At 58.8% G+C, this 16,748-nt stretch carries 28 protein-coding genes and 1 pseudogene; 15 read left to right on the forward strand and 14 right to left on the reverse strand.

Going from position 1 to position 16,748, the window contains the following annotated elements; genetic code table 11:
- Positions 1–3 precede the first annotated feature (3 nt).
- From L1P09_RS15410 to L1P09_RS15435, 6 genes are all read right to left on the reverse strand, one after another.
- Entirely contained in the window at positions 4–324 is a 321-nt protein-coding gene (locus L1P09_RS15410; RefSeq protein WP_027915053.1) for a hypothetical protein, read from the reverse strand.
- A complete protein-coding gene (locus L1P09_RS15415; protein ID WP_235767810.1) occupies positions 296–1,621 on the reverse strand; it encodes a tyrosine-type recombinase/integrase in 1,326 nt (441 codons plus the stop codon). The genes L1P09_RS15410 and L1P09_RS15415 overlap by 29 nt, the downstream gene beginning before the upstream one ends.
- Positions 1,618–1,878, reverse strand: a complete 261-nt coding sequence (locus tag L1P09_RS15420; protein WP_235767811.1) for a DUF1364 domain-containing protein — start codon at positions 1,876–1,878, stop codon at positions 1,618–1,620. Before L1P09_RS15420 ends, L1P09_RS15415 begins: the two co-directional genes overlap by 4 nt.
- 2 nt (positions 1,879–1,880) lie before the next feature.
- Complete coding sequence (locus tag L1P09_RS15425) at positions 1,881–2,690, reverse strand: ATP-binding protein (protein WP_235767812.1); 810 nt, start codon at positions 2,688–2,690, stop codon at positions 1,881–1,883.
- Entirely contained in the window at positions 2,680–3,537 is an 858-nt protein-coding gene (locus L1P09_RS15430; RefSeq protein ID WP_260779396.1) for a replication protein, read from the reverse strand. The genes L1P09_RS15425 and L1P09_RS15430 overlap by 11 nt, the downstream gene beginning before the upstream one ends.
- A gap of 141 nt (positions 3,538–3,678) precedes the next feature.
- Positions 3,679–3,855 carry a Cro/CI family transcriptional regulator gene (locus tag L1P09_RS15435; protein WP_235767814.1) on the reverse strand — a complete coding sequence of 59 codons (177 nt, stop codon included), beginning with the start codon at positions 3,853–3,855 and terminating at the stop codon, positions 3,679–3,681.
- Positions 3,856–3,943: 88 nt separating this feature from the next.
- Here L1P09_RS15435 and L1P09_RS15440 point away from each other — a divergent pair, with 88 nt between their 5' ends.
- Positions 3,944–4,795 (forward strand): XRE family transcriptional regulator, encoded by an 852-nt coding sequence (locus L1P09_RS15440; protein ID WP_020190908.1) that lies wholly within the window; start codon positions 3,944–3,946, stop codon positions 4,793–4,795.
- A gap of 61 nt (positions 4,796–4,856) precedes the next feature.
- Here L1P09_RS15440 and L1P09_RS15445 read toward each other — a convergent pair whose 3' ends face one another.
- On the reverse strand, positions 4,857–5,180 hold the full coding sequence (locus tag L1P09_RS15445; RefSeq protein WP_235767815.1) for a DUF1654 domain-containing protein: 324 nt from the start codon (positions 5,178–5,180) through the stop codon (positions 4,857–4,859).
- A 331-nt stretch (positions 5,181–5,511) separates the two neighbouring features.
- Here L1P09_RS15445 and L1P09_RS15450 point away from each other — a divergent pair, with 331 nt between their 5' ends.
- The 6 genes from L1P09_RS15450 (at position 5,512) to L1P09_RS15475 (ending at position 7,991) form a co-directional block, all read left to right on the forward strand.
- Complete coding sequence (locus L1P09_RS15450) at positions 5,512–5,949, forward strand: tellurite resistance TerB family protein (RefSeq protein WP_060709211.1); 438 nt, start codon at positions 5,512–5,514, stop codon at positions 5,947–5,949.
- A 23-nt stretch (positions 5,950–5,972) separates the two neighbouring features.
- Positions 5,973–6,140: a hypothetical protein gene (locus tag L1P09_RS15455; RefSeq protein ID WP_232554982.1), complete on the forward strand. Its 168-nt coding sequence runs from the start codon at positions 5,973–5,975 to the stop codon at positions 6,138–6,140.
- A gap of 184 nt (positions 6,141–6,324) precedes the next feature.
- Entirely contained in the window at positions 6,325–6,708 is a 384-nt protein-coding gene (locus L1P09_RS15460) for a helix-turn-helix domain-containing protein (protein ID WP_235767816.1), read from the forward strand.
- Positions 6,709–6,726: 18 nt separating this feature from the next.
- Positions 6,727–6,996, forward strand: a complete 270-nt coding sequence (locus tag L1P09_RS15465; protein ID WP_235767817.1) for a hypothetical protein — start codon at positions 6,727–6,729, stop codon at positions 6,994–6,996.
- Entirely contained in the window at positions 6,993–7,541 is a 549-nt protein-coding gene (locus tag L1P09_RS15470; RefSeq protein ID WP_235767818.1) for a hypothetical protein, read from the forward strand. The genes L1P09_RS15465 and L1P09_RS15470 overlap by 4 nt, the downstream gene beginning before the upstream one ends.
- An 81-nt stretch (positions 7,542–7,622) precedes the next feature.
- Positions 7,623–7,991: a hypothetical protein gene (locus tag L1P09_RS15475; protein WP_235767819.1), complete on the forward strand. Its 369-nt coding sequence runs from the start codon at positions 7,623–7,625 to the stop codon at positions 7,989–7,991.
- Here the strand turns inward: L1P09_RS15475 and L1P09_RS15480 are convergent.
- Together L1P09_RS15480 and L1P09_RS15485 are read right to left on the reverse strand one after the other, a co-directional pair.
- Positions 7,970–8,416, reverse strand: coding sequence for a hypothetical protein (locus tag L1P09_RS15480; RefSeq protein ID WP_235767820.1), 447 nt, complete (start codon positions 8,414–8,416; stop codon positions 7,970–7,972). The two genes, L1P09_RS15475 and L1P09_RS15480, sit on opposite strands and share 22 nt — an antisense overlap.
- 410 nt (positions 8,417–8,826) lie before the next feature.
- The gene (locus tag L1P09_RS15485) at positions 8,827–9,249 is read right to left on the reverse strand and encodes a hypothetical protein (protein WP_235767821.1); all 423 of its coding nucleotides are present in this window, start codon (positions 9,247–9,249) and stop codon (positions 8,827–8,829) included.
- A 115-nt stretch (positions 9,250–9,364) separates the two neighbouring features.
- On the opposite strand from L1P09_RS15485, the gene L1P09_RS15490 reads away from it, so the two are divergent.
- A complete protein-coding gene (locus L1P09_RS15490) occupies positions 9,365–10,147 on the forward strand; it encodes a DUF2786 domain-containing protein (protein ID WP_235767822.1) in 783 nt (260 codons plus the stop codon).
- 388 nt (positions 10,148–10,535) lie between these two features.
- Here the strand turns inward: L1P09_RS15490 and L1P09_RS15495 are convergent, their stop codons facing one another.
- Entirely contained in the window at positions 10,536–11,108 is a 573-nt protein-coding gene (locus L1P09_RS15495; protein WP_235767823.1) for a hypothetical protein, read from the reverse strand.
- Positions 11,109–11,531: 423 nt separating this feature from the next.
- Between L1P09_RS15495 and L1P09_RS15500 the strand changes: the two genes are divergently transcribed.
- The 7 genes and pseudogenes from L1P09_RS15500 (at position 11,532) to L1P09_RS15530 (ending at position 14,846) form a co-directional block, all read left to right on the forward strand.
- Positions 11,532–11,861 carry a hypothetical protein gene (locus tag L1P09_RS15500; protein ID WP_235767824.1) on the forward strand — a complete coding sequence of 110 codons (330 nt, stop codon included), beginning with the start codon at positions 11,532–11,534 and terminating at the stop codon, positions 11,859–11,861.
- Positions 11,858–12,124: pseudogene (locus tag L1P09_RS15505) on the forward strand (hypothetical protein). The gene L1P09_RS15500 and the pseudogene L1P09_RS15505 overlap by 4 nt, the downstream one beginning before the upstream one ends.
- Positions 12,125–12,398: 274 nt before the next feature.
- Positions 12,399–12,818: a phage protein NinX family protein gene (locus tag L1P09_RS15510; protein WP_235767825.1), complete on the forward strand. Its 420-nt coding sequence runs from the start codon at positions 12,399–12,401 to the stop codon at positions 12,816–12,818.
- Between the two features lie 43 nt (positions 12,819–12,861).
- Positions 12,862–13,122 (forward strand): hypothetical protein, encoded by a 261-nt coding sequence (locus L1P09_RS15515; RefSeq protein WP_235767826.1) that lies wholly within the window; start codon positions 12,862–12,864, stop codon positions 13,120–13,122.
- 56 nt (positions 13,123–13,178) lie between these two features.
- The gene (locus tag L1P09_RS15520; RefSeq protein ID WP_235767827.1) at positions 13,179–13,502 is read left to right on the forward strand and encodes a hypothetical protein; all 324 of its coding nucleotides are present in this window, start codon (positions 13,179–13,181) and stop codon (positions 13,500–13,502) included.
- A gap of 39 nt (positions 13,503–13,541) precedes the next feature.
- Positions 13,542–13,778 (forward strand): DUF4224 domain-containing protein, encoded by a 237-nt coding sequence (locus L1P09_RS15525; RefSeq protein ID WP_014756058.1) that lies wholly within the window; start codon positions 13,542–13,544, stop codon positions 13,776–13,778.
- A 3-nt stretch (positions 13,779–13,781) separates the two neighbouring features.
- The gene (locus tag L1P09_RS15530) at positions 13,782–14,846 is read left to right on the forward strand and encodes a site-specific integrase (protein ID WP_235767828.1); all 1,065 of its coding nucleotides are present in this window, start codon (positions 13,782–13,784) and stop codon (positions 14,844–14,846) included.
- Between the two features lie 279 nt (positions 14,847–15,125).
- Here L1P09_RS15530 and L1P09_RS15535 read toward each other — a convergent pair whose 3' ends face one another.
- The 4 genes from L1P09_RS15535 to L1P09_RS15550 form a co-directional block, all read right to left on the reverse strand.
- Positions 15,126–15,470: a LexA family protein gene (locus L1P09_RS15535; RefSeq protein WP_235575255.1), complete on the reverse strand. Its 345-nt coding sequence runs from the start codon at positions 15,468–15,470 to the stop codon at positions 15,126–15,128.
- Positions 15,471–15,557: 87 nt separating this feature from the next.
- Positions 15,558–15,782 carry a hypothetical protein gene (locus L1P09_RS15540; protein WP_070095167.1) on the reverse strand — a complete coding sequence of 75 codons (225 nt, stop codon included), beginning with the start codon at positions 15,780–15,782 and terminating at the stop codon, positions 15,558–15,560.
- A gap of 13 nt (positions 15,783–15,795) precedes the next feature.
- Positions 15,796–16,305, reverse strand: coding sequence for a DUF2514 family protein (locus L1P09_RS15545; protein ID WP_235767829.1), 510 nt, complete (start codon positions 16,303–16,305; stop codon positions 15,796–15,798).
- Positions 16,302–16,733, reverse strand: coding sequence for a lysozyme (locus L1P09_RS15550; protein WP_212624053.1), 432 nt, complete (start codon positions 16,731–16,733; stop codon positions 16,302–16,304). The genes L1P09_RS15545 and L1P09_RS15550 overlap by 4 nt, the downstream gene beginning before the upstream one ends.
- Positions 16,734–16,748 lie beyond the last annotated feature (15 nt).

A 16,748-nucleotide genomic window follows, 5' to 3' on the forward strand; every position in this document is an offset into this window, starting at 1 on the left:
CGCTCAATCCCCAGTGAAGTTGGATCCGCCCGCGCCGCGCCGGTTGGAACCTTGGTAATGCTGCTCCGGCCCTTGCATCACGCTAGGCCTTTTCATCTGCTTTATTTCTTGCTCTGCCGCTTGCAGTTTGAAGCTGAGCTGGGTCACCAGGTGCTCCAGTGAAAGCACCAACCTGGAACCTTCAACAACCCAACCTGACCCGTTGCAATCCGTGCATGCCAACTCAAAAAACACGCCTTCCACCACTGCCCTGCCCTTGCATGTCGGGCACTTGATCAGGTCCAAGCGGGGCTGCTCAAAGCCACGGTTGGTGCTCTTTTTCACGTTGTGCATTCTCCCCTGTAACTAATTCGTTGATTGGGCTGCGTGCCTTGCGCGGCTTGGTTTGCGGCCCGTTGTGAGGAATTGCGGATTGCACGCCCGTCAACCCATGAATTGACGCAAAGCCAATCCCGTCTAACCACTCATGCCATTGCTCCAGAGCCTCGCGTCGCAAGCCGTTGCCCTTGGTTTTGATGTAGGTATCAGCAACTTTCCCTAGCGAGTGATTGAGCAGCATTTCGCCAATAAAGCCATCCACCCCCATGTCGAGCCAAGCGGTACGCGCCACCTTCCGCAGGTCATGGCTCGACCACTCGCGGCTGGCCAAACGACGGAATACCGACGAGGCCTGGCTGGCACTCATGGGCTGCCCTTTACGACCTGGAAACAGGTACTTACCGGTATATCCGCTATCGAGCTGGACGGCCCGATAACGGCGCAACAGCGCGCACATCTGCGGGGTTAGTGGCAAACGGTGTTCGGTGCGCGTCTTGGTGTGCTTGGCGGGAATGACCCACTCGCCATGGCCCAGGGCGAAGTCGGGCCACTCTGCCCTACGGCTCTCGCCAACCCGGGTGCCGTGGCAGATCATCAGCAGCGCCAACATGGCATCGACAGGCGCAGTGCTGAAGAGAGCGCCCAGCGCGGGCATTACCTCGTTCAGATGATCCGCGCGCAGTCGCCCATCTTTCGGCGAGATCTTGGTCTTGATGAAGTTCGTGAACTTCATCTCAGCCATGGGATTGCTGGGAATTAGCCCAAGCGCCCGCGCCGTGCTCACTGCTAGGCTCAACACCCTGAAAATCTGCCGAACGTAGGACGTGGAGCATTCAGCCTGGAGCGGCCACATCAACGACTTGTCCAGCACTGCTGGGGTGAGGGCGAGTATCGGCAACTCACCGAGGCGGGGCTGTAAGTGCTTACCGATCACAGTGCGAACAGTGCTCTTCCACGAATCGGATAGCGACGCGTCACTTACGACGCGCTCCTTGAACCAGACCAGCAGGTCGTTAAATGTCACCAGACCAGCCAGGGCAACCATCTCGTCCGGACGGCACAGCAGGCGCTGCCGTAGTCCGGGAAGCTCGGCAAAGATTGCCGCCGGACCATACTCAGGGAAGCGCGCTAGCCGGTTCCACTTGCGGCGAACAACCAGGAACCACGTTCCAGCCTGCCGGCTCTGGTCGAATCGAAACCTCAATCCCGGATACCGTGGGTCACGCAGGTCGCGTACCGACTTATCGGCGGCCTGCCGGCGCACCTCGGCCTCGCTCAACTTCACTTCCCGGGTCGCGCTCATGCGACCACTACCGCCTCAGCCAGCAGGATCGCCTGGGTGCGCATCACTCCCTCAGCGTGGTAACGCCTCGCGGTCTCTCGGTCTATAGCTTTGCTACGCCCGTCGCAGACATCGTGGCATGTGCTGCATGCCCCACAAGTGCCAGCCATGCGGTAATGCGCCAAGACGGTGGTCTCGGGATTGCCGTTGCAGATGCCCGGAATGCGCACCTGGCACTCACGGCCGCGCGCAGCCTTGGTCAACTTGGTTTGCCGCATGGTCAGGACTCCTTGCCGCGGTGAGAATCCCACTCGAAGGGCACCACCACCCCGCCGCCCTCGCGCAGGCGGTCGTAACACCGCTCGCCCATGGCGTGGCGCAGTTGACCGGCCTCCAGGTTGGAGATCACCACCGTGGGGCGCATCTGCTCGTAGCGCCCGTTGATGATCGAAAACAGGGTGGTCAGTTCGAACTCGCTCGGCTGCTCCTTGCTGACCCCGACCTCGTCCAGCACCAGCAATGACGGCTCGATCAGGCTGGCCAGGATGTCGGCCTCGGACTGCTCGCTATGGCGGTCGTAGGTCGCCCGGATGGATTGCAGGATCGCGCCAACCGTCCGGTAGACGGCGGTGGCCGAGGTGTTGCGCATCAGCTCGTTTGCCATAGCAGCGCCCAGATGGGTCTTGCCGGTGCCGACCTTGCCCAGCAGCATCAGGCAACGCCCGGTGCGCTCGATCTCCTCGAACGCAGCCACGTATCGCGTGCAGTAGGCCAAGGCCTTGCGCTGGCCTTCGTGCTCGACGCGGTAGTTGGCTAGGGTGCGATCGACGAAGCGCTTTGGAATCAGCGCCGAACCCAGCTTACGGGTCATGGCCTCGCGCTTCAGGCGGATTTCCTCGGCCTGCTGCTTGGCCTGGCGCTCGGCAATGCCCGCCTTTTCGCACTCTGGGCAGCGCCCGACGATCTCGCGCCCCATGAGCATGGTCACCCGCTGCTCGAAGTCGCCGTGATGCTCGCAGTGAGCAGGCTGGACACGGAAGCCGGCGGCGTTTCGCACCTCGGACATGGTGATCACCGATTCAGATCGCATAGGTACCATCCTCGCGCTCGGTCAGGCCGCCGGTGTAGTCGCGATCACTGAAACCGTGGTGGCGGCTGTTGGGGTTGGCTTTGGCAGGCATTTGGGCGGCGATACGCTTGGTCACCCAATCCACCTCGAAGCCGCGCCATCCATTCTCGACGGCGATCTCCAGGGCCTGTGCTGGTTGGATGCCGAATGCCTTGCACTGCTCCAGCTTGGCGTTCAGGGCGGACCAGATACGGGCAGTCACCGGGGCTTTAGCTGCCTTTCGCACAACCAGGTAGTCAGCGATCAGCGATTCATCCAACCCGTGGGGGTTTTCAGCCAGCATGGCGGCCTTTCCGAATGGCGCTTTGCGGTCAGCCTTGGCCGGGGCCGGCTCTTCGTCGCTGGGGGGGCATGTAATATCTTCCGTAGGAAGATTTACATAGGGGGTTAGATTCTTAGAATAAAGAAGGGAGTCGGCGGTTTTGGTCTGTTTCGACTCTTCACCGATTCGGACCACTTGAGCCGACTCGGCTGTTTTGGTCTGATTCGGCTCAGTGACGTAGACCCAGTCTTTCGGGTCGTTCACGCCGATATCACCCCGGGCACCGCCCTCACGGAACAACACGCGACGGCGCAGCAGGCTGGAGATCGCTTTCGACACTGTGTCAGGGTGAGCGTGAATCGCCTTGGCGATGTCGGTAGCCGGAATGCGCTGGGCGCCCGCACCGAAGTTGATAGTGGCCTTGGCCACGTACAGCACAATCTTCATCTCCCTGGCTGGGAGATCGATAGCCAGCAGGCCATCCATGAGCTGATTGTCCATCCGGGTGAACCCCCTGGACTTGTCAATTGGGACTATGTTTGTCATGCTTCAACTCGTTGGAAAGTTGTAGAGAAAGCCGCCCTGCCAGGCGGTTTTTTTTCGTCTGCTGTTTGGCTACTGGATGCCTGAACAGCTGGACGGCCCCACTACTGGCGCAAGGCCAGATAGGTGAAAATTTCTACAAGGTCACGCAGCGGCATCCCTTTTCCCTGCCTTCAGCCCGCCCTTGGTCAAACGCTCGATTTGGTACTGGCGAAGCTCAGGAACATCCGCCCATTGGCGGACGGCCTCATAGGTCACCCCTAGCGCCTTCGCCAGGGCTGAAATAGACCCGAAATGTTGGATTGCCTGGCTCTTGGTCATGGCGACCTCCTCTGCTCGTTCAGACATTCAAGCATGCTTGCATATTCAAAACAAGCATGCTTGACAAGCAACCTTGTAGATTGCGCGAATGAAAACTACTGATCGAATCACCAAGCTCGTCCTGACCCGTCGCCCACAGTTGGGCGTTCGCAATGTCAAACGCGACATCGCGAACACCTGCGGAATCAGCTATGAGGCTGTCCGCCAGTGGTTCGCCGGAGATACCGAGAACATCAAGAACGAAAACCTCGTCGCGCTAGCCGAGGGCTACGACACGACCGTTGATTGGCTTTTGTCTGGGAAGGGTGAGCCACCACGCAAAGGGGCCGCTAAGCAAGAGCAAACAAAAGAGGTTAGCGCTCCGAGTTCCGCTGCAGACGCAGTGCGAAAGATGCTTGAAAAGCACGGTAAGGGACTGACCGCTGAGGCCAGGCAGCGGATAGTCAGCGCTGTTGAACATGATCCTCAAGGCGAGAAGGAAAGCGGCTTTTTGATCGCCGCCAACCCTGCTACCAGGGGTGATATTTCCATCCCGCAGTACGACATTCGGGCGGCAATGGGTCACGGCCAAGTCCCGGCTGAATACAGCGAGATCATTAGGAACGTCGTAATAAGTGAAGATTTGCTGCGTGACAAAGGCGTGAACTACACGGCGCCTCAGTCCTTGGCCATCATCACCGGATGGGGCCAGAGCATGGAAGGTACAATCAATGACAAAGACCCTGTAATCGTTGACCGAGGCGTGAATGACTACGCAGGGGAAGGCGTTTACGTGCTCACCTGGCACGGTGACCTTCTGATTAAGCGCCTCCAGCGGAAAGACGAAGATCACCTCTGGCTGATCTCCGACAACCCTCACAACAAGGATCAGCAGGCCAGGATCGACGATGTGACAATTCATGCCAAAGTGCTACTTGTGTGGAACGCTCGCAAGGTGTGATTGATCGCAAACCTGCGACCATTTCAGACCGTGACCGGCCCGCCAAAGCGGGCTGGATTAACTAATAAAACGGGGCCTCCTCCCCATCACTATCAACCAAGCTCACATCCTCTTCACTTTCGATCACCCGATCGTCATCCGTCGGCGCATCCCACTGAAGAAGCACCGATCCATCCTCGCAAAAACTCATCTCCAGCCCGTCAGACTCGGCTAGCAAGTCCATGATCGCGCACCAGTCCTGATCGTTGTCCGTGTCGAGGCGAGGGACGAGAACCCTCCTTCCGTGCTGCGCCAGCGGCGAGTTAATCATCGCTGAAACCCTCAAGCCCAGCCGCTCAAGGCTCGTTAGCTCTTCCATACGAACCGCTCTTTCCTGCGCCGACATCCGAAAGCTCCTACACACTGGACATCCATACAGTAAGAAAAAATTACACAAGCATGCTTGCATTTAAAAAACAAGCATGCTTTTATGAATGCAAGTTCGCTTGCATTTGCATCGAGCTGGCAGCTCCGGCAGCCACCGCTCTTTAAAAACCAGCAGATGAGCCACCAGGCGCCGAGTTAAGCCGGCCGTTGAGCCCTGGTGGACAGTACGCAACGCAGCAAGCTTCCTCGCTCGACATGTCGGCCCGCAGGTTTGCTGAGCAATACAGATTTCACTGGCTGGCCTTGGCAACAGGGCCAGACGGGAAATCAACCCCACGGAGCAACACCCCATGTTTGCAAAACTGTTCGGCAAGAAAGGTCGTGAAGCCCGCGCTGCAATGCAGGTGGTACAGAACCGCGACCTGATGCAGGCGATCGTGTACGGCGCCTTCTACGTCGCAGCCGCCGACGGCGATATCGGCGAGGACGAGATCAAAAAGACCGAGAAGCTGATCGCCAATACGCCTCAGCTCAAAGGCTTCGGCCCGGAACTGTCCAACACCATGGACCGCGCCGAGAAGGACTTCCACGACGGGGGACACCGCATCCTGCGCATGAACGCGGAAAAGGAACTGAAGGACCTGGCCCACTCGCCCGAAGAAGCGGCCATCGTCATCAACGTCATGCTCACCATCGCAGAGGCCTCGGGCGACATCGACGACAAGGAAATGGCCGTCCTTGAGAAGTCGGCGAAGCTGATGGGCCTCAGCCTCAAGGACTACCTGTGATCCGAATCGGATCCTTAGCGATCATGGTCGCCGCCGTCGTGTGGCTGGTCATGCGCGGCATCGACTATGGCACCTGCGCTTGGTACGGCCATCAAACCGAGCGCGATACCCGCTACGCCGCATTCGTCGGCTGCATGGTCAAGACCAGTAGCGGATGGGTGCCTCGCAACGAACTGCGCACCCAGCAGTAGCACCGCGTCAGCCTGACGAAAACTGCCCGGTTCACCTGGTTCCCCATCACTAGGCTGCATCGGTGTGTGATCTGTGAGACGTGGCCGCTGAAACCCAAGCGCCTAGATGGATGCGCCGAAACGCGGAAACGGGGCGCTCAATACCAGATCACACATCAATGCAGCCACCCCGCACGAGCTAATCATGGACACGATCACCATCGGCGCATGGATAGGCCACCTTGGCCGAGGCCTAGCGCCTCGCGAATTGCAATGCATCCTCGATGTCGCCCAGGGCTTCACCACCAAGGAGATAGCCAGGCACTTCGGCATCAGCGAAAGCGGTGTCGAGAAGCGTATCGGCGACGCCATGTTGAAGCTCGGTGTTGCCCGCCGGGCCGCAGCAGTTGCCGAAGCCATGCGCCGCCAGATCATCAGCCCGCTCTGCATCGCGCTGGCCGCACTCATCACCATGCACGCGGTGATCGATGACAGCGACCCAATGCGCCGCGATCGTCGCACGCCGGAGCGCCGCACCGCCCAAGTTCGAATCGTTCGCAAGGCCGACGCCTTCGAGCTCCACGCCTGACCCATCCGAGGATCACCCATGCAGACAGCAATGCACCCTGCTTTCGAGCAGAAGCTTGCCGTGCTCGCGGCCCTGCTCGAGCGCAGCAAGTCAGTGAGGGCCGAGACGCACGCCAAGGTCAGCCAGCCAGCGCCGCGCTACCAGGCTTCGGGGAACGGCGGAACCTGGAATGTGGTCGAGATCGCCACCGGAGAAGTGCAGGGTTTCGCTTTCAGCTACCGCGCCGCGCTGCGGTTCGTGGATGCGATGGAGGCCGGGGCGGCGAGCAAGCGAGGTGGCCTGCAATGAACGGAGCATCAACCCATGACCAGCGCGCAGCAGTGCTGGCACGCCTCAATGCGAGCATCGACAGCTTCTTCAGCCAGGGCGGTACCGTGCAGGACCTGCCCAGCTACGAGTACGTGCCGCACCGACCGCACCGCGATCTCGAGGTAGTCAAGGCGTCAACGGCGCAGCGCGGCGAATCCGCGATGACCAAGCGCGAAAAGATGATCGAAGAGGTTCTCGTCCTAGCCAAGACCATGTGCTGCGCCGAAGTGATGGCCCAGACCGGGCTCTCGCAGTCGACGCTTCAGCGGGCGGCCGCCGACGGGTGCTTCCAGTTCAGGCCAAACCCCAACCGCGGCAAAGGCAACTTGGGAAAGAAGCTCGGGGATCCCGTGAAGGACAAGGTGCTCGCCGAGAAGATCATCGAAGCGCGGGATGCCGGCGTGACCATGGCCCAGGCCATTCGACGCCTGGGCATCTCATACAAGCTGATCCACCGCATCATGGATGACTTCGAAATCAGCTACCCCACCACCGCCGAGAAGGTTGCGAAACGCAAATCATGAAACGCATCACCGCGCGCGTCCGGCACGGCCGACGCCAGCAGCACATCAATTTGCCGCCCGGCGGCTTGGGAGGTACCAGCGATGACCGAGGAAAAGACCGGTGTCGCGAAGCACTCTGCGGACTACCGGGCCAGGAAGAAGGCCCTTGCCGAGAAGCTGGGCATCGAGAAGGTGTTCTTCAACATGCCAGCCGGGATCAAGTCGGCCATGGCTGCCGAGATCGAGCGCCACGGCTACGAACAGGTGCAGGAACTCTGGCAGGACCTGGCCTTGTCGTGGATTGCCCAGGATCCTGAAGAGAGGGCGCGTCGGCTTGAACGACCTGACGCGCCAGTTTTTTACATCTCGCCGAAACTGGCGCGCCAGTTCGAAGAGCAGAGCTTGCGAGATCTTCGACGGGACCCCGGCGACGAAATCGTCAGGCCTGATCAGATAACAAGGGGCGCCTGAGTAACCTTACGGACGATTGCAATCAGCAGCTCATAGCTCAGGAAATCTTCGTCGCCATCCCACAGTGTTTCTTTCTGGGCGGAAAGGATTTGACCACCTGGGGTAAACAGGAACCGTGCGACCTCAGCCGGAGTACCGTCACTGAGCTTCGGCAATGAAACAACAGCCTCTACGGCAGCGATGGAGTCATCAGCAAATACCCCAAAGTCAATGAAAAAATTCTTATCGAGAACCCGTCCGATAACGCGTTCGCCAGGCTCGCCAATCGCAACTGTCACCTTGCCCCCAAGCAGATTAGGGATGAACTCCTGCCAGTAGCCCATGGTTTCCCACAGGCGCCGTTGAGCATTAGCTAGACCACGATGACTGCGGCCCAAATTATTTGGGAAGCTATCCCGATCAAATTCAAAGTCAGACTTTTGCACAGAAAACTCCTTTTTAGGGCGTCATGCCCATGGCCTATCTACCCGAAAACAAGGCTTATTGCCACTACTTGATTCTGCTCGCCAGCGCCTTCCCCTATTCAACGATAACGCCTAATCAGGCGAGCAAGGTACGCACTGCGATGACTTTAGGCGGAGGCTATGACTGGATTTTCTTTCGACATCCAGGGCAGGTGGCAGCTCCGCCCACAACTGAAAGAAGACCGACGCTTGTCCCGCAATCATCGCACTCGAAGTTGGCAATGGCTGTGGTTTTCGGGCCTCCAGCCGAAGACATGAGTGGCCCGCCGCACCCAGGGCATCTTGCTTCAGCACCACCGGTTGCGTGAACACCCACAGTCGCTTTGCATCTGGAACAATGATGACCAAAAAAAACTTCAGACCGCATAGTCTTAGCCTCCGACTTTGAACCCAGTAACCGTTTTAGCTTGGCCTACGGTAGTTTTGATGTGCGTTCCCGGTTGGATTTGTACATTTTTTACATCACTAGCAATGTGCGCCCCCGTTACTACTTCCGCGCGATCGACGTCTGTTTCTATTAAGCCATTGATAACTATTCCTTCAAAACGTGCTTTGGTCTGCACCTGAGTCAACGCGGCGTCAATTGCACATAGAAGATCGAGAACGTAAGACTGCTGAATGCGCTGCTTCTCAGCCGCTATAGCATCTCCTCTGCCTAAGAAGATTTTTCCTAGGGCACCCACTGGGTCTGCAAAAGCCCCAAAAAGGGCGCTGAAAGCATTTCGATTCAGCACCTTACGTTCGCTTTGCTTTAGTTCCTGCTCAATTCTCTGCTCTAGCTCATCTCTGTCCATGATTTCCTCTGATCAATTTATTAAAAAGCCATGGCAGCTTAGAGCGTAGCTGCTAGGCAGAGATATCACCAGAATTCGCTTTTTCAAAATAAAGCCACCAGAGCAAGGATTACCTATGCCCGACATGAAGATCGATCAAGCCAAGCTCGAGCGCGTGATACGCAAGATCAAACGCTGCCTGGCCTTATCAGAAAGCTCCAACGAAACCGAAGCCGCAACTGCTATGCGTCAGGCCCTGGCCCTGATGCGTGAATACCGGCTCACCGAGGTTGATGTTCGGCTGAGTGAAGTCGGCGAGGTCGACTCCAAGGAATACCGAATCACTCGTCGACCAACCTGGGACAGGCAACTCAGCGCGATCGTGGCAAGGACATTCGGCGTGCGCCCCTTGGACGTGAAGCATTGGAGCATGAGTGTCGGCCGCGTCGTATCTCGCGCGCAATTTGTCGGCGTGACGCCTGCACCGCAAATCGCCATGTACGCCTATGAGGCGCTACTGGCCAAGCTTACCGCAGCGCGGCGCGAGTACGTATCGCAGGTCAGAGCCGGGCGGCGGCGCAGCTGCTACTCGCCCGAAACCGCCGGCAATCACTTCGCACTTGCATGGGTCTCGGCGGTGTACAGCAAGATCCAAGACCTGGTACCGAGCGGCGAAGAGGATGCAGCTCTACCCAGCGCCTCAAGCGGCCGCGACCTGGTGGCGGTTGAAGCTCAGGGCAAGGCCTTGATCGAGCAATACCTGGCAGGCAAGGAAATTGGCAAAGCCCGCAAGACCCCAGAGCTCGAGCTGGACCTGAATGCTCAGATCGCCGGCCTGCTGGCCGGTAACCGCGTTGAACTGAACCCGGCAATGGCGCACTCAGGGGAGTCCGCTGCGCAGATATGCCGCTCACGGTGAGGTGATGCCTCAGGGGTGACGAGGAGTCGCAACGGATATACGACGAGCATTGCCGAGCCGCAAGCGAAGAGCCGAGCCAAGACCATATTGTTGAAGCCGACGAAATGGTACGGCTCGATGGGCATGTTTGCAGAGGCGCCCATGAACTTGGGAACGCTTGCGGCAGATGCCGGCGCTGCATAGAAAACGCCTTGGCTCGCTAAGAACATATCTGCACCCAACCACCTGTAACCGCTCCGCCGTTATTTCGATACAGCCATGCTGCAGAACTACAACCTCATAGTTCAAGGAAGAGTGCCGCGCATCTTCGATCAGTAAGCGTGCTCGCAAAGGATTATTATAACATTGGACTGGAGACCGAAGACATCCGAGAGAAAAAACTAATTCTTCAAATCTCAAGGAGTATTTTGTTCGACTCTTTCAAACAATTTTCAAGATTTGCAATTGGCTCGACGCCAGATTCTGTAAGCATTGAATCCCAGTTTTCAATTGTTGTCTTGGCATACTCAACCTCCAGAATAATCCTGATTAACACACTAAAATAGCGCGAATCAATATGATCGAAACCAATGGCAATCTCTAGATTCCTCCTTGCCAACACAAGGTCTTTTACTAGAGCATTTTCAACGTCTTTATTCCTCATCCCGCTCTTCATGCATTTGAGCGAAGCGGAAATTCTATGCGTAGACTGCTTCGCAACAGTACGAACAATTTCCCCCATGTTCTTTTGTCGTTCTATTTCGCCCCTATGCTTTTGACGGCTTTCGCTACGGAAGATCCATAATGCCCCGCATATTGCCCCAATTGATCCCACCGCTTGTACCCAAGCCGCGATTTCAGACTTTGAAAGATTAAAAACCCAAATAGATGCAAGACCAACAAAGCAAAAACCCGCCCCCAAAATAACCTTTAAAAAATATAAAAAATAAAACGAATACCTAGAACTATTTTTCCCCACCATTTTTAGTCTCTCATGTCGAAATATTATTTAGTTCCGGAGCATGTCTTCGCAGTCACTAAGATTGGATAGCCTGCTTTTGTTAAGGTATCACGGAGATTCTGGCGTTGGTCCATGACTACTTTCGATTAGTGCCGAATGGAAAAGATCAGCCATTGCGCCGTTTAGTCGATTAGGAAGGTCCCGCCCAATACTACCGCCCCAAGCGCAGAACTGCTCATGCCCGACTCGCCTTCTCCATATCGCTCACGCGTATCATCTCATATCCCTGTCTCTGCTTGAGGTGCCATGAGAAAGCGTAGAGGATCCTCGAGAATCATCGTCACTCTGACAGCCCGGCGCTCCGACGATAATCCTAAGACAATCCAACAGTAACCCCCCGCAACCCTCTATCCGCTGCCGCAATATGGCGGCCAAGGAATCGTCATGCCTGAAGAAATCAAGCTGATCCAGCCGGCGCCGGTCGTGCGCGACGAATACGGAATGTACGAACACCCGGAGCTGCCCGACTTCGACGAGGGCGACGTCGAGAAGAGCAAAGCTTGGGTCGCCCAGCAGGGGCTTGAGGTAGTCCGAGTCGAACTCGAAACCGACGCTCCGGAGGACATTGCAGAACGCTACTTCGAGTCTGGCGACCCCGATTGCAGCTACTGGGCACCCAGCAAGCCAGATGGTGAAGGCTGGTTCTGCCTGGCCATCTACGACACCGACGCCGGGCCCTCATGCTGGTGGGGGCGTCGAGTGGTGACGCCATGACCCGCCTCGCCCTCTGCCTCCTGCTGCTGGCCACCGGCGCCAGCGCAGAGCCTTTGCCGTATGGGGTTCGCGTATTCCATGACGCATAGCACGCCGCCACGTGCTGGATCTATCAGGCCGGAAGTGGTGCAGGCATCAGCTGCATCCCCGACAGCCAGCTGCAGGCCGGCAACCAGTGCCAGCTCTCCCCGCACGAAACACAACCCGAACCTACACCCGCACTGGCGCCTGGGCGCTGGATTGATGAGAGGTATCAGCTGTGAAGATTGGAAAACTGCTCCTCTGGCTGAACTGGTGCTACGGCGGCAAAGATGAGGCCGTTGTCGCCAGCTGGGCGCTGAAATGTGGCTACTGGCGCTGGGCGGTCTGGTGGCGAAAGCCAAAGAAGGCGCTGTGCCTTCCGGCCTTCGAGCCCTCGATGGCGGCCGGTACCAAGTACCGCGTCGGCCCTGGCCACTTCGGAGCCTGGGCGAGAATCCCGCTACTCGGGTCGTTTTCCATTTCCACTCAGCCACCCTATCCAAGCCAGGTTACGCCATGACCGACCTGATCGAAGTGAAGACGGCAGACCTGGCCGGCGAGGCGCTTGGGTGGGCAGTAGGCATGGCCGATGGCCTGGAGTTGGAACTGGAGCCACCGCACTACGGCACGGCCTGGCGGGTGTTTGCCCGCCACCGCTACACCGTGACCGAGCAAGCCAAGCGCTTCAACCCGTGGCAAGACTGGGCGGTGGGTGGACCGCTGATCGACAAGCACCACGTGCAAACCAGCTTCAACGGCAGCGGCTTCAGCCAGAGCCCGACCGGGCAGTACTGGTGCGCTTATGTGTGCAAGCCGAGTGGTCAGCAAGAGCTCCCAAGCGGCGGCGGTCCTAACGCGTTAACTGCCGCTTGCCGGGCCATAGCTCAGGCCAAGCTCGGCGATACCGTACAGGTGCCCAAGGAGCTGATGCCATGATCGCCCTCGCCTACATGGCCTGCCTGATCTACAGGTGGCCGCGATGAACGAAATGAGCAAGATCTACTCGCACATGACGGTAAAGGAAGAGCAGGAATACTCCCGGAAATTGATCGAAGAGGACGAGCGCCAGCGCATCGCCCATTACACATCGCTCAAGGCCGCCGATCATCACACCCACTGCCGCGACTGCGGCCGCTTCGTGGACAAGAGCCGCTGGCTGCTCAAGGCCTCGGCGTGGGCGCAGCGCGGCCAGCGCCCACTGTGCGCGCCCTGCTTCGCCGAATACGACTTCGACTACTAACCCCTCCCCCTACAACTCAAGCCCGCCGACATGCGCGGGCATGGAGAGCTATTGCCATGACGAAAGAAGAATTGGCCGGCCTGCCCGAGAAGGTGCGCGTCGCCACCGAGGCCGGCAAGGCTGCAGCGGCTGCCTGCCCCGACGATGGCGGCAGCGCCAATCTTGATCGGGTGGTGATCCCGGTGCCGGGCCTGCGCGCCAGCCAGCTGCCAGGCCTTCCGGGCTATCTGCAGAAGAAGAGCCGCTACCACCAGCAAGGCATCCATCTGGACACACCTTGGCCAGGCCAGGGCAATCGGCACAGTGCAGGTGTGCAAGCCATGCATCAATCGCTGAAAGACCAAGGCGTCAACTGCTACGTCTACTACCAGGTCGACTGACCACCAACCTGCCGCCACCGGCGGCGTGGAGACCATCCCATGGAACATACAAGCGAGTTTCTCGACGAGGAAGAGGTGATCCGCATCACCGGTTACCAGATCCCGAGCAAACAAATCGCCTGGCTGGCCAACAACGGCTGGCAGTACACGCTTACCCGGGCCCGGCGGCCCGTTGTGGGGCGGGTTTATGCCCGCCTGAAAATGGCCGGCGTGAAGCCAAACGCGACGAATGCAACAACTGAAACCTGGACACTGGACTTATCGCGCGTGGGGTAAAGGATGCGCAACAGAAAGGCATCGAACAAGGACCTGCCGCCCAGAATGCTGCGGCGGGTCCGCAAGTTGAAAAGCGGCAAACTGTGGGTTGGATACTACTACGACGGGAGGGATGCGGACGGGAAGCGGCAGGAGGTACCGCTGGGGACTGACCTCGCGGAGGCCAAATTGGAATGGGCGCGCCTGGAACACAAGGCGAAGCCGAAAGTGATGGCGACCATGGGCGAACTGTTCGACCGGTACGAGCGGGACATCATCCCGGCCAAGTCGCCACGCACGCAAAAGGACAACAAGTACGAGCTGGAACGCTTGCGCAAGGCCTTCGCTGATGCGCCGATCGAGGCCATCAGCCCACCGGTCATTGCACAGTACCGGGATGCTCGCACCGCTAAGACCCGAGCAAATCGTGAGATCGCGCTGCTCTCGCACGTATTCACCATGGCCATGGAGTGGGGCTTTGCGGAGCGCAATCCTTGCCTCGCGGTGCGCCGCAATAAGGAGAAGGTACGCGATTTCTACGCGGCCGACGAAATCTGGGATGCGGTTTATGCCGAGGGCGACCAGGGCCTCAAGGATGCCATGGACCTGGCCTACCTGGCCGGCCAGCGCCCTGCCGACACACTGAAGTTCAGCACTGTCGACCTAGACGAGGACTATCTGTGGGTTGACCAAAACAAGACGGACAAGAAGCTGCGCATCCGACGTCACGTCAATGGCGAGCTGACCGGCCTTGGCCTATTCATCGAGGCATTACTTGAGCGGCGCAAGCTGCAGGGCGTGCGCAACTCGCGGCTTATCACCAACGACTCTGGTCTGCGTATGAGCTGGGAAATGCTGAGGAACCGCTTTAGCGAAGCGCGAGACAAGGCAGCTCGGAAGCTGAGCGCCGATGGCAACACTGACCTGGCGACTAAGGTTCGGCAGTTCCAGTTTCGCGATATCCGGCCGAAGGCTGCTTCCGAAATCGAGGACATCAGCCATGCGAGCAGGCTGCTTGGCCACTCGAAGGAGGAGATCACGAAGCGGGTGTATCGCCGAGTCGGCGAGGTGGTCAGCCCGACCAAGTAAAGGCCCGATGCGGAAACGATAGCCAATGATGCGGAAACGATAGGGTTTTCTATCGCCCAAAGAAAAACCCCGCAGACGTTAATCTGCGGGGCTTTCGAATGTGGAGGCCGAGGTCGGAATCGAACCGGCGTAGACGGATTTGCAATCCGTTATGACCCCCTTGGTTTTGCTGGGGTTTGCCCTGCAAGCCCCGGAATACATGGGAAAACGCTTAATTGCTGGTGCTGGTAGTTCATGCCTATTTGGGACAACCGGTGTCCCAGGATTGTCCCGCCCCTGTCATGACCGGTCGTGATCCCGGATACTGTGAGTCACCACACCCCAAACCTCGAACTGGTCACCCTCCATGATGTACCTGGACGGGAACTTGGGGTTGTCCGGCACCAGCACCACCTGGCGGTCACGGATCATCATCCGCTTGCAGGTGGCATCTCCGTTCAGCGCGGCGATGATGATGCTGCCAGACTTGGGCTCAGCCAGGCGATCGACTATCAGCAGGTCACCGGTATAGATGCCGGCGCCCTGCATGCTGTCGCCCTCCACCTTGACCAGGTAGACGTTGGGCGCGCGCAGTTTGAGCAAATCGTCGATGGACACCTGTAGGTGGTCAGTTTCTGAGGGCATGGTTGAAGGCATGGTGGCTGGCCGATAACTGTATATTGATACAGTATCTGATGACTTGGCCACCTGCGGCAAGCACCGGCCGGCGGCCTAATGCAGTGGCGGCAGCTCCTTGCCTCGCGCCTTGGCCACGGCCCTGAGCTGATAGTCGGATACAGCTTGGAAAAGGGACTCGGCCAGCAGGCGCAGCCGCTCGACCTCCTCCGCCGGCGCGCCATGGTCTTGGGCCTGGTGATACTCGCGCATGGCGTCGATGGCCTGCTGAATCAGAGGCTCGCCGGCCTCGACCATGCCGATGAAGGTGCGCTTGTCCATTCCGGTGACCTGCTCATTTGGTCAGGCCATTATAGATGGACTCGCACGCCAGGCCCGCTATTCGGCTTCGCTCAAGCGCTGCTGCGAGATCTCCCGCCATTCGGTCAGACTCTTCAAGCAATCCCCCAAGCACCACGACGGCAGAGGCTCCTGCCTGGCGCTGCTGGGTAGCGATGGCACCACAGGTGGCTGATCGGCCGACGCGCAGTCGATCGATTTCACTCCGCAGCCCACCAGCAGCAGACTCAGCAGCAGCGGCGCGGCCCTGGGCCAGTTCCAGTTGTTGTCGTGCACTTTCGCCCTCCTTGTCCGCCACAGCCTGGCGGCGCTGTTCTTCTGTTCTGGCCTGATTTACGGCGCGCCGGTCGCGCTCAGCTACCTGCAGGCGGTAATCGGACAGTTCGGTTTGGGCCTGGGCCGTAGCACCCTGGGCGACCACCACCCGGTACTGCTGGCCGCCGGCCACGACAGCCAGCGCGATCAACCACCAGCACCAGGCCGGTACCGCGCCGAGCCAGTTCAAGACGCCTCCAGGAACAGATCCCGCTCCGCGGCCCGCCGGCGCACCAGTCCGGACAGCACCTGCCCGCCGGCCTTGTTCCAGCGCGGAAACTGCTCGGCAGCAGCTGCGTAGTTGCCCGCATTGAGCAGCCGGCGGAGAGTGGACGATTCAAGATTGGCAGCGCCCAGGTTGTAGGTGAAGCTCATCAGTGCGTCCCACTGGTTTTGGTTCAGCGGCGCCGTGACCAGGCGCCGCACTTCCGGCTCGAAACGTTGCACGTCGTTCAGCAGCATGCGCTCGGCCTGCTCTTTGCTGATCTTCATGCCGGACTTCACGCCACGGGTGGTGCCATAGCCTATGGTCCAGACGCCGACAGAATCCTGATAGGCCTGCAGGCGCAGGCCCTCGAATGACTTGATGAGGCTCAAGCCACGTTGCGATGTGCGCATTGGGTTTTCTCCAGG

The organism is Pseudomonas juntendi (genome assembly GCF_021560075.1).
Lineage (GTDB): Bacteria > Pseudomonadota > Gammaproteobacteria > Pseudomonadales > Pseudomonadaceae > Aquipseudomonas > Aquipseudomonas juntendi.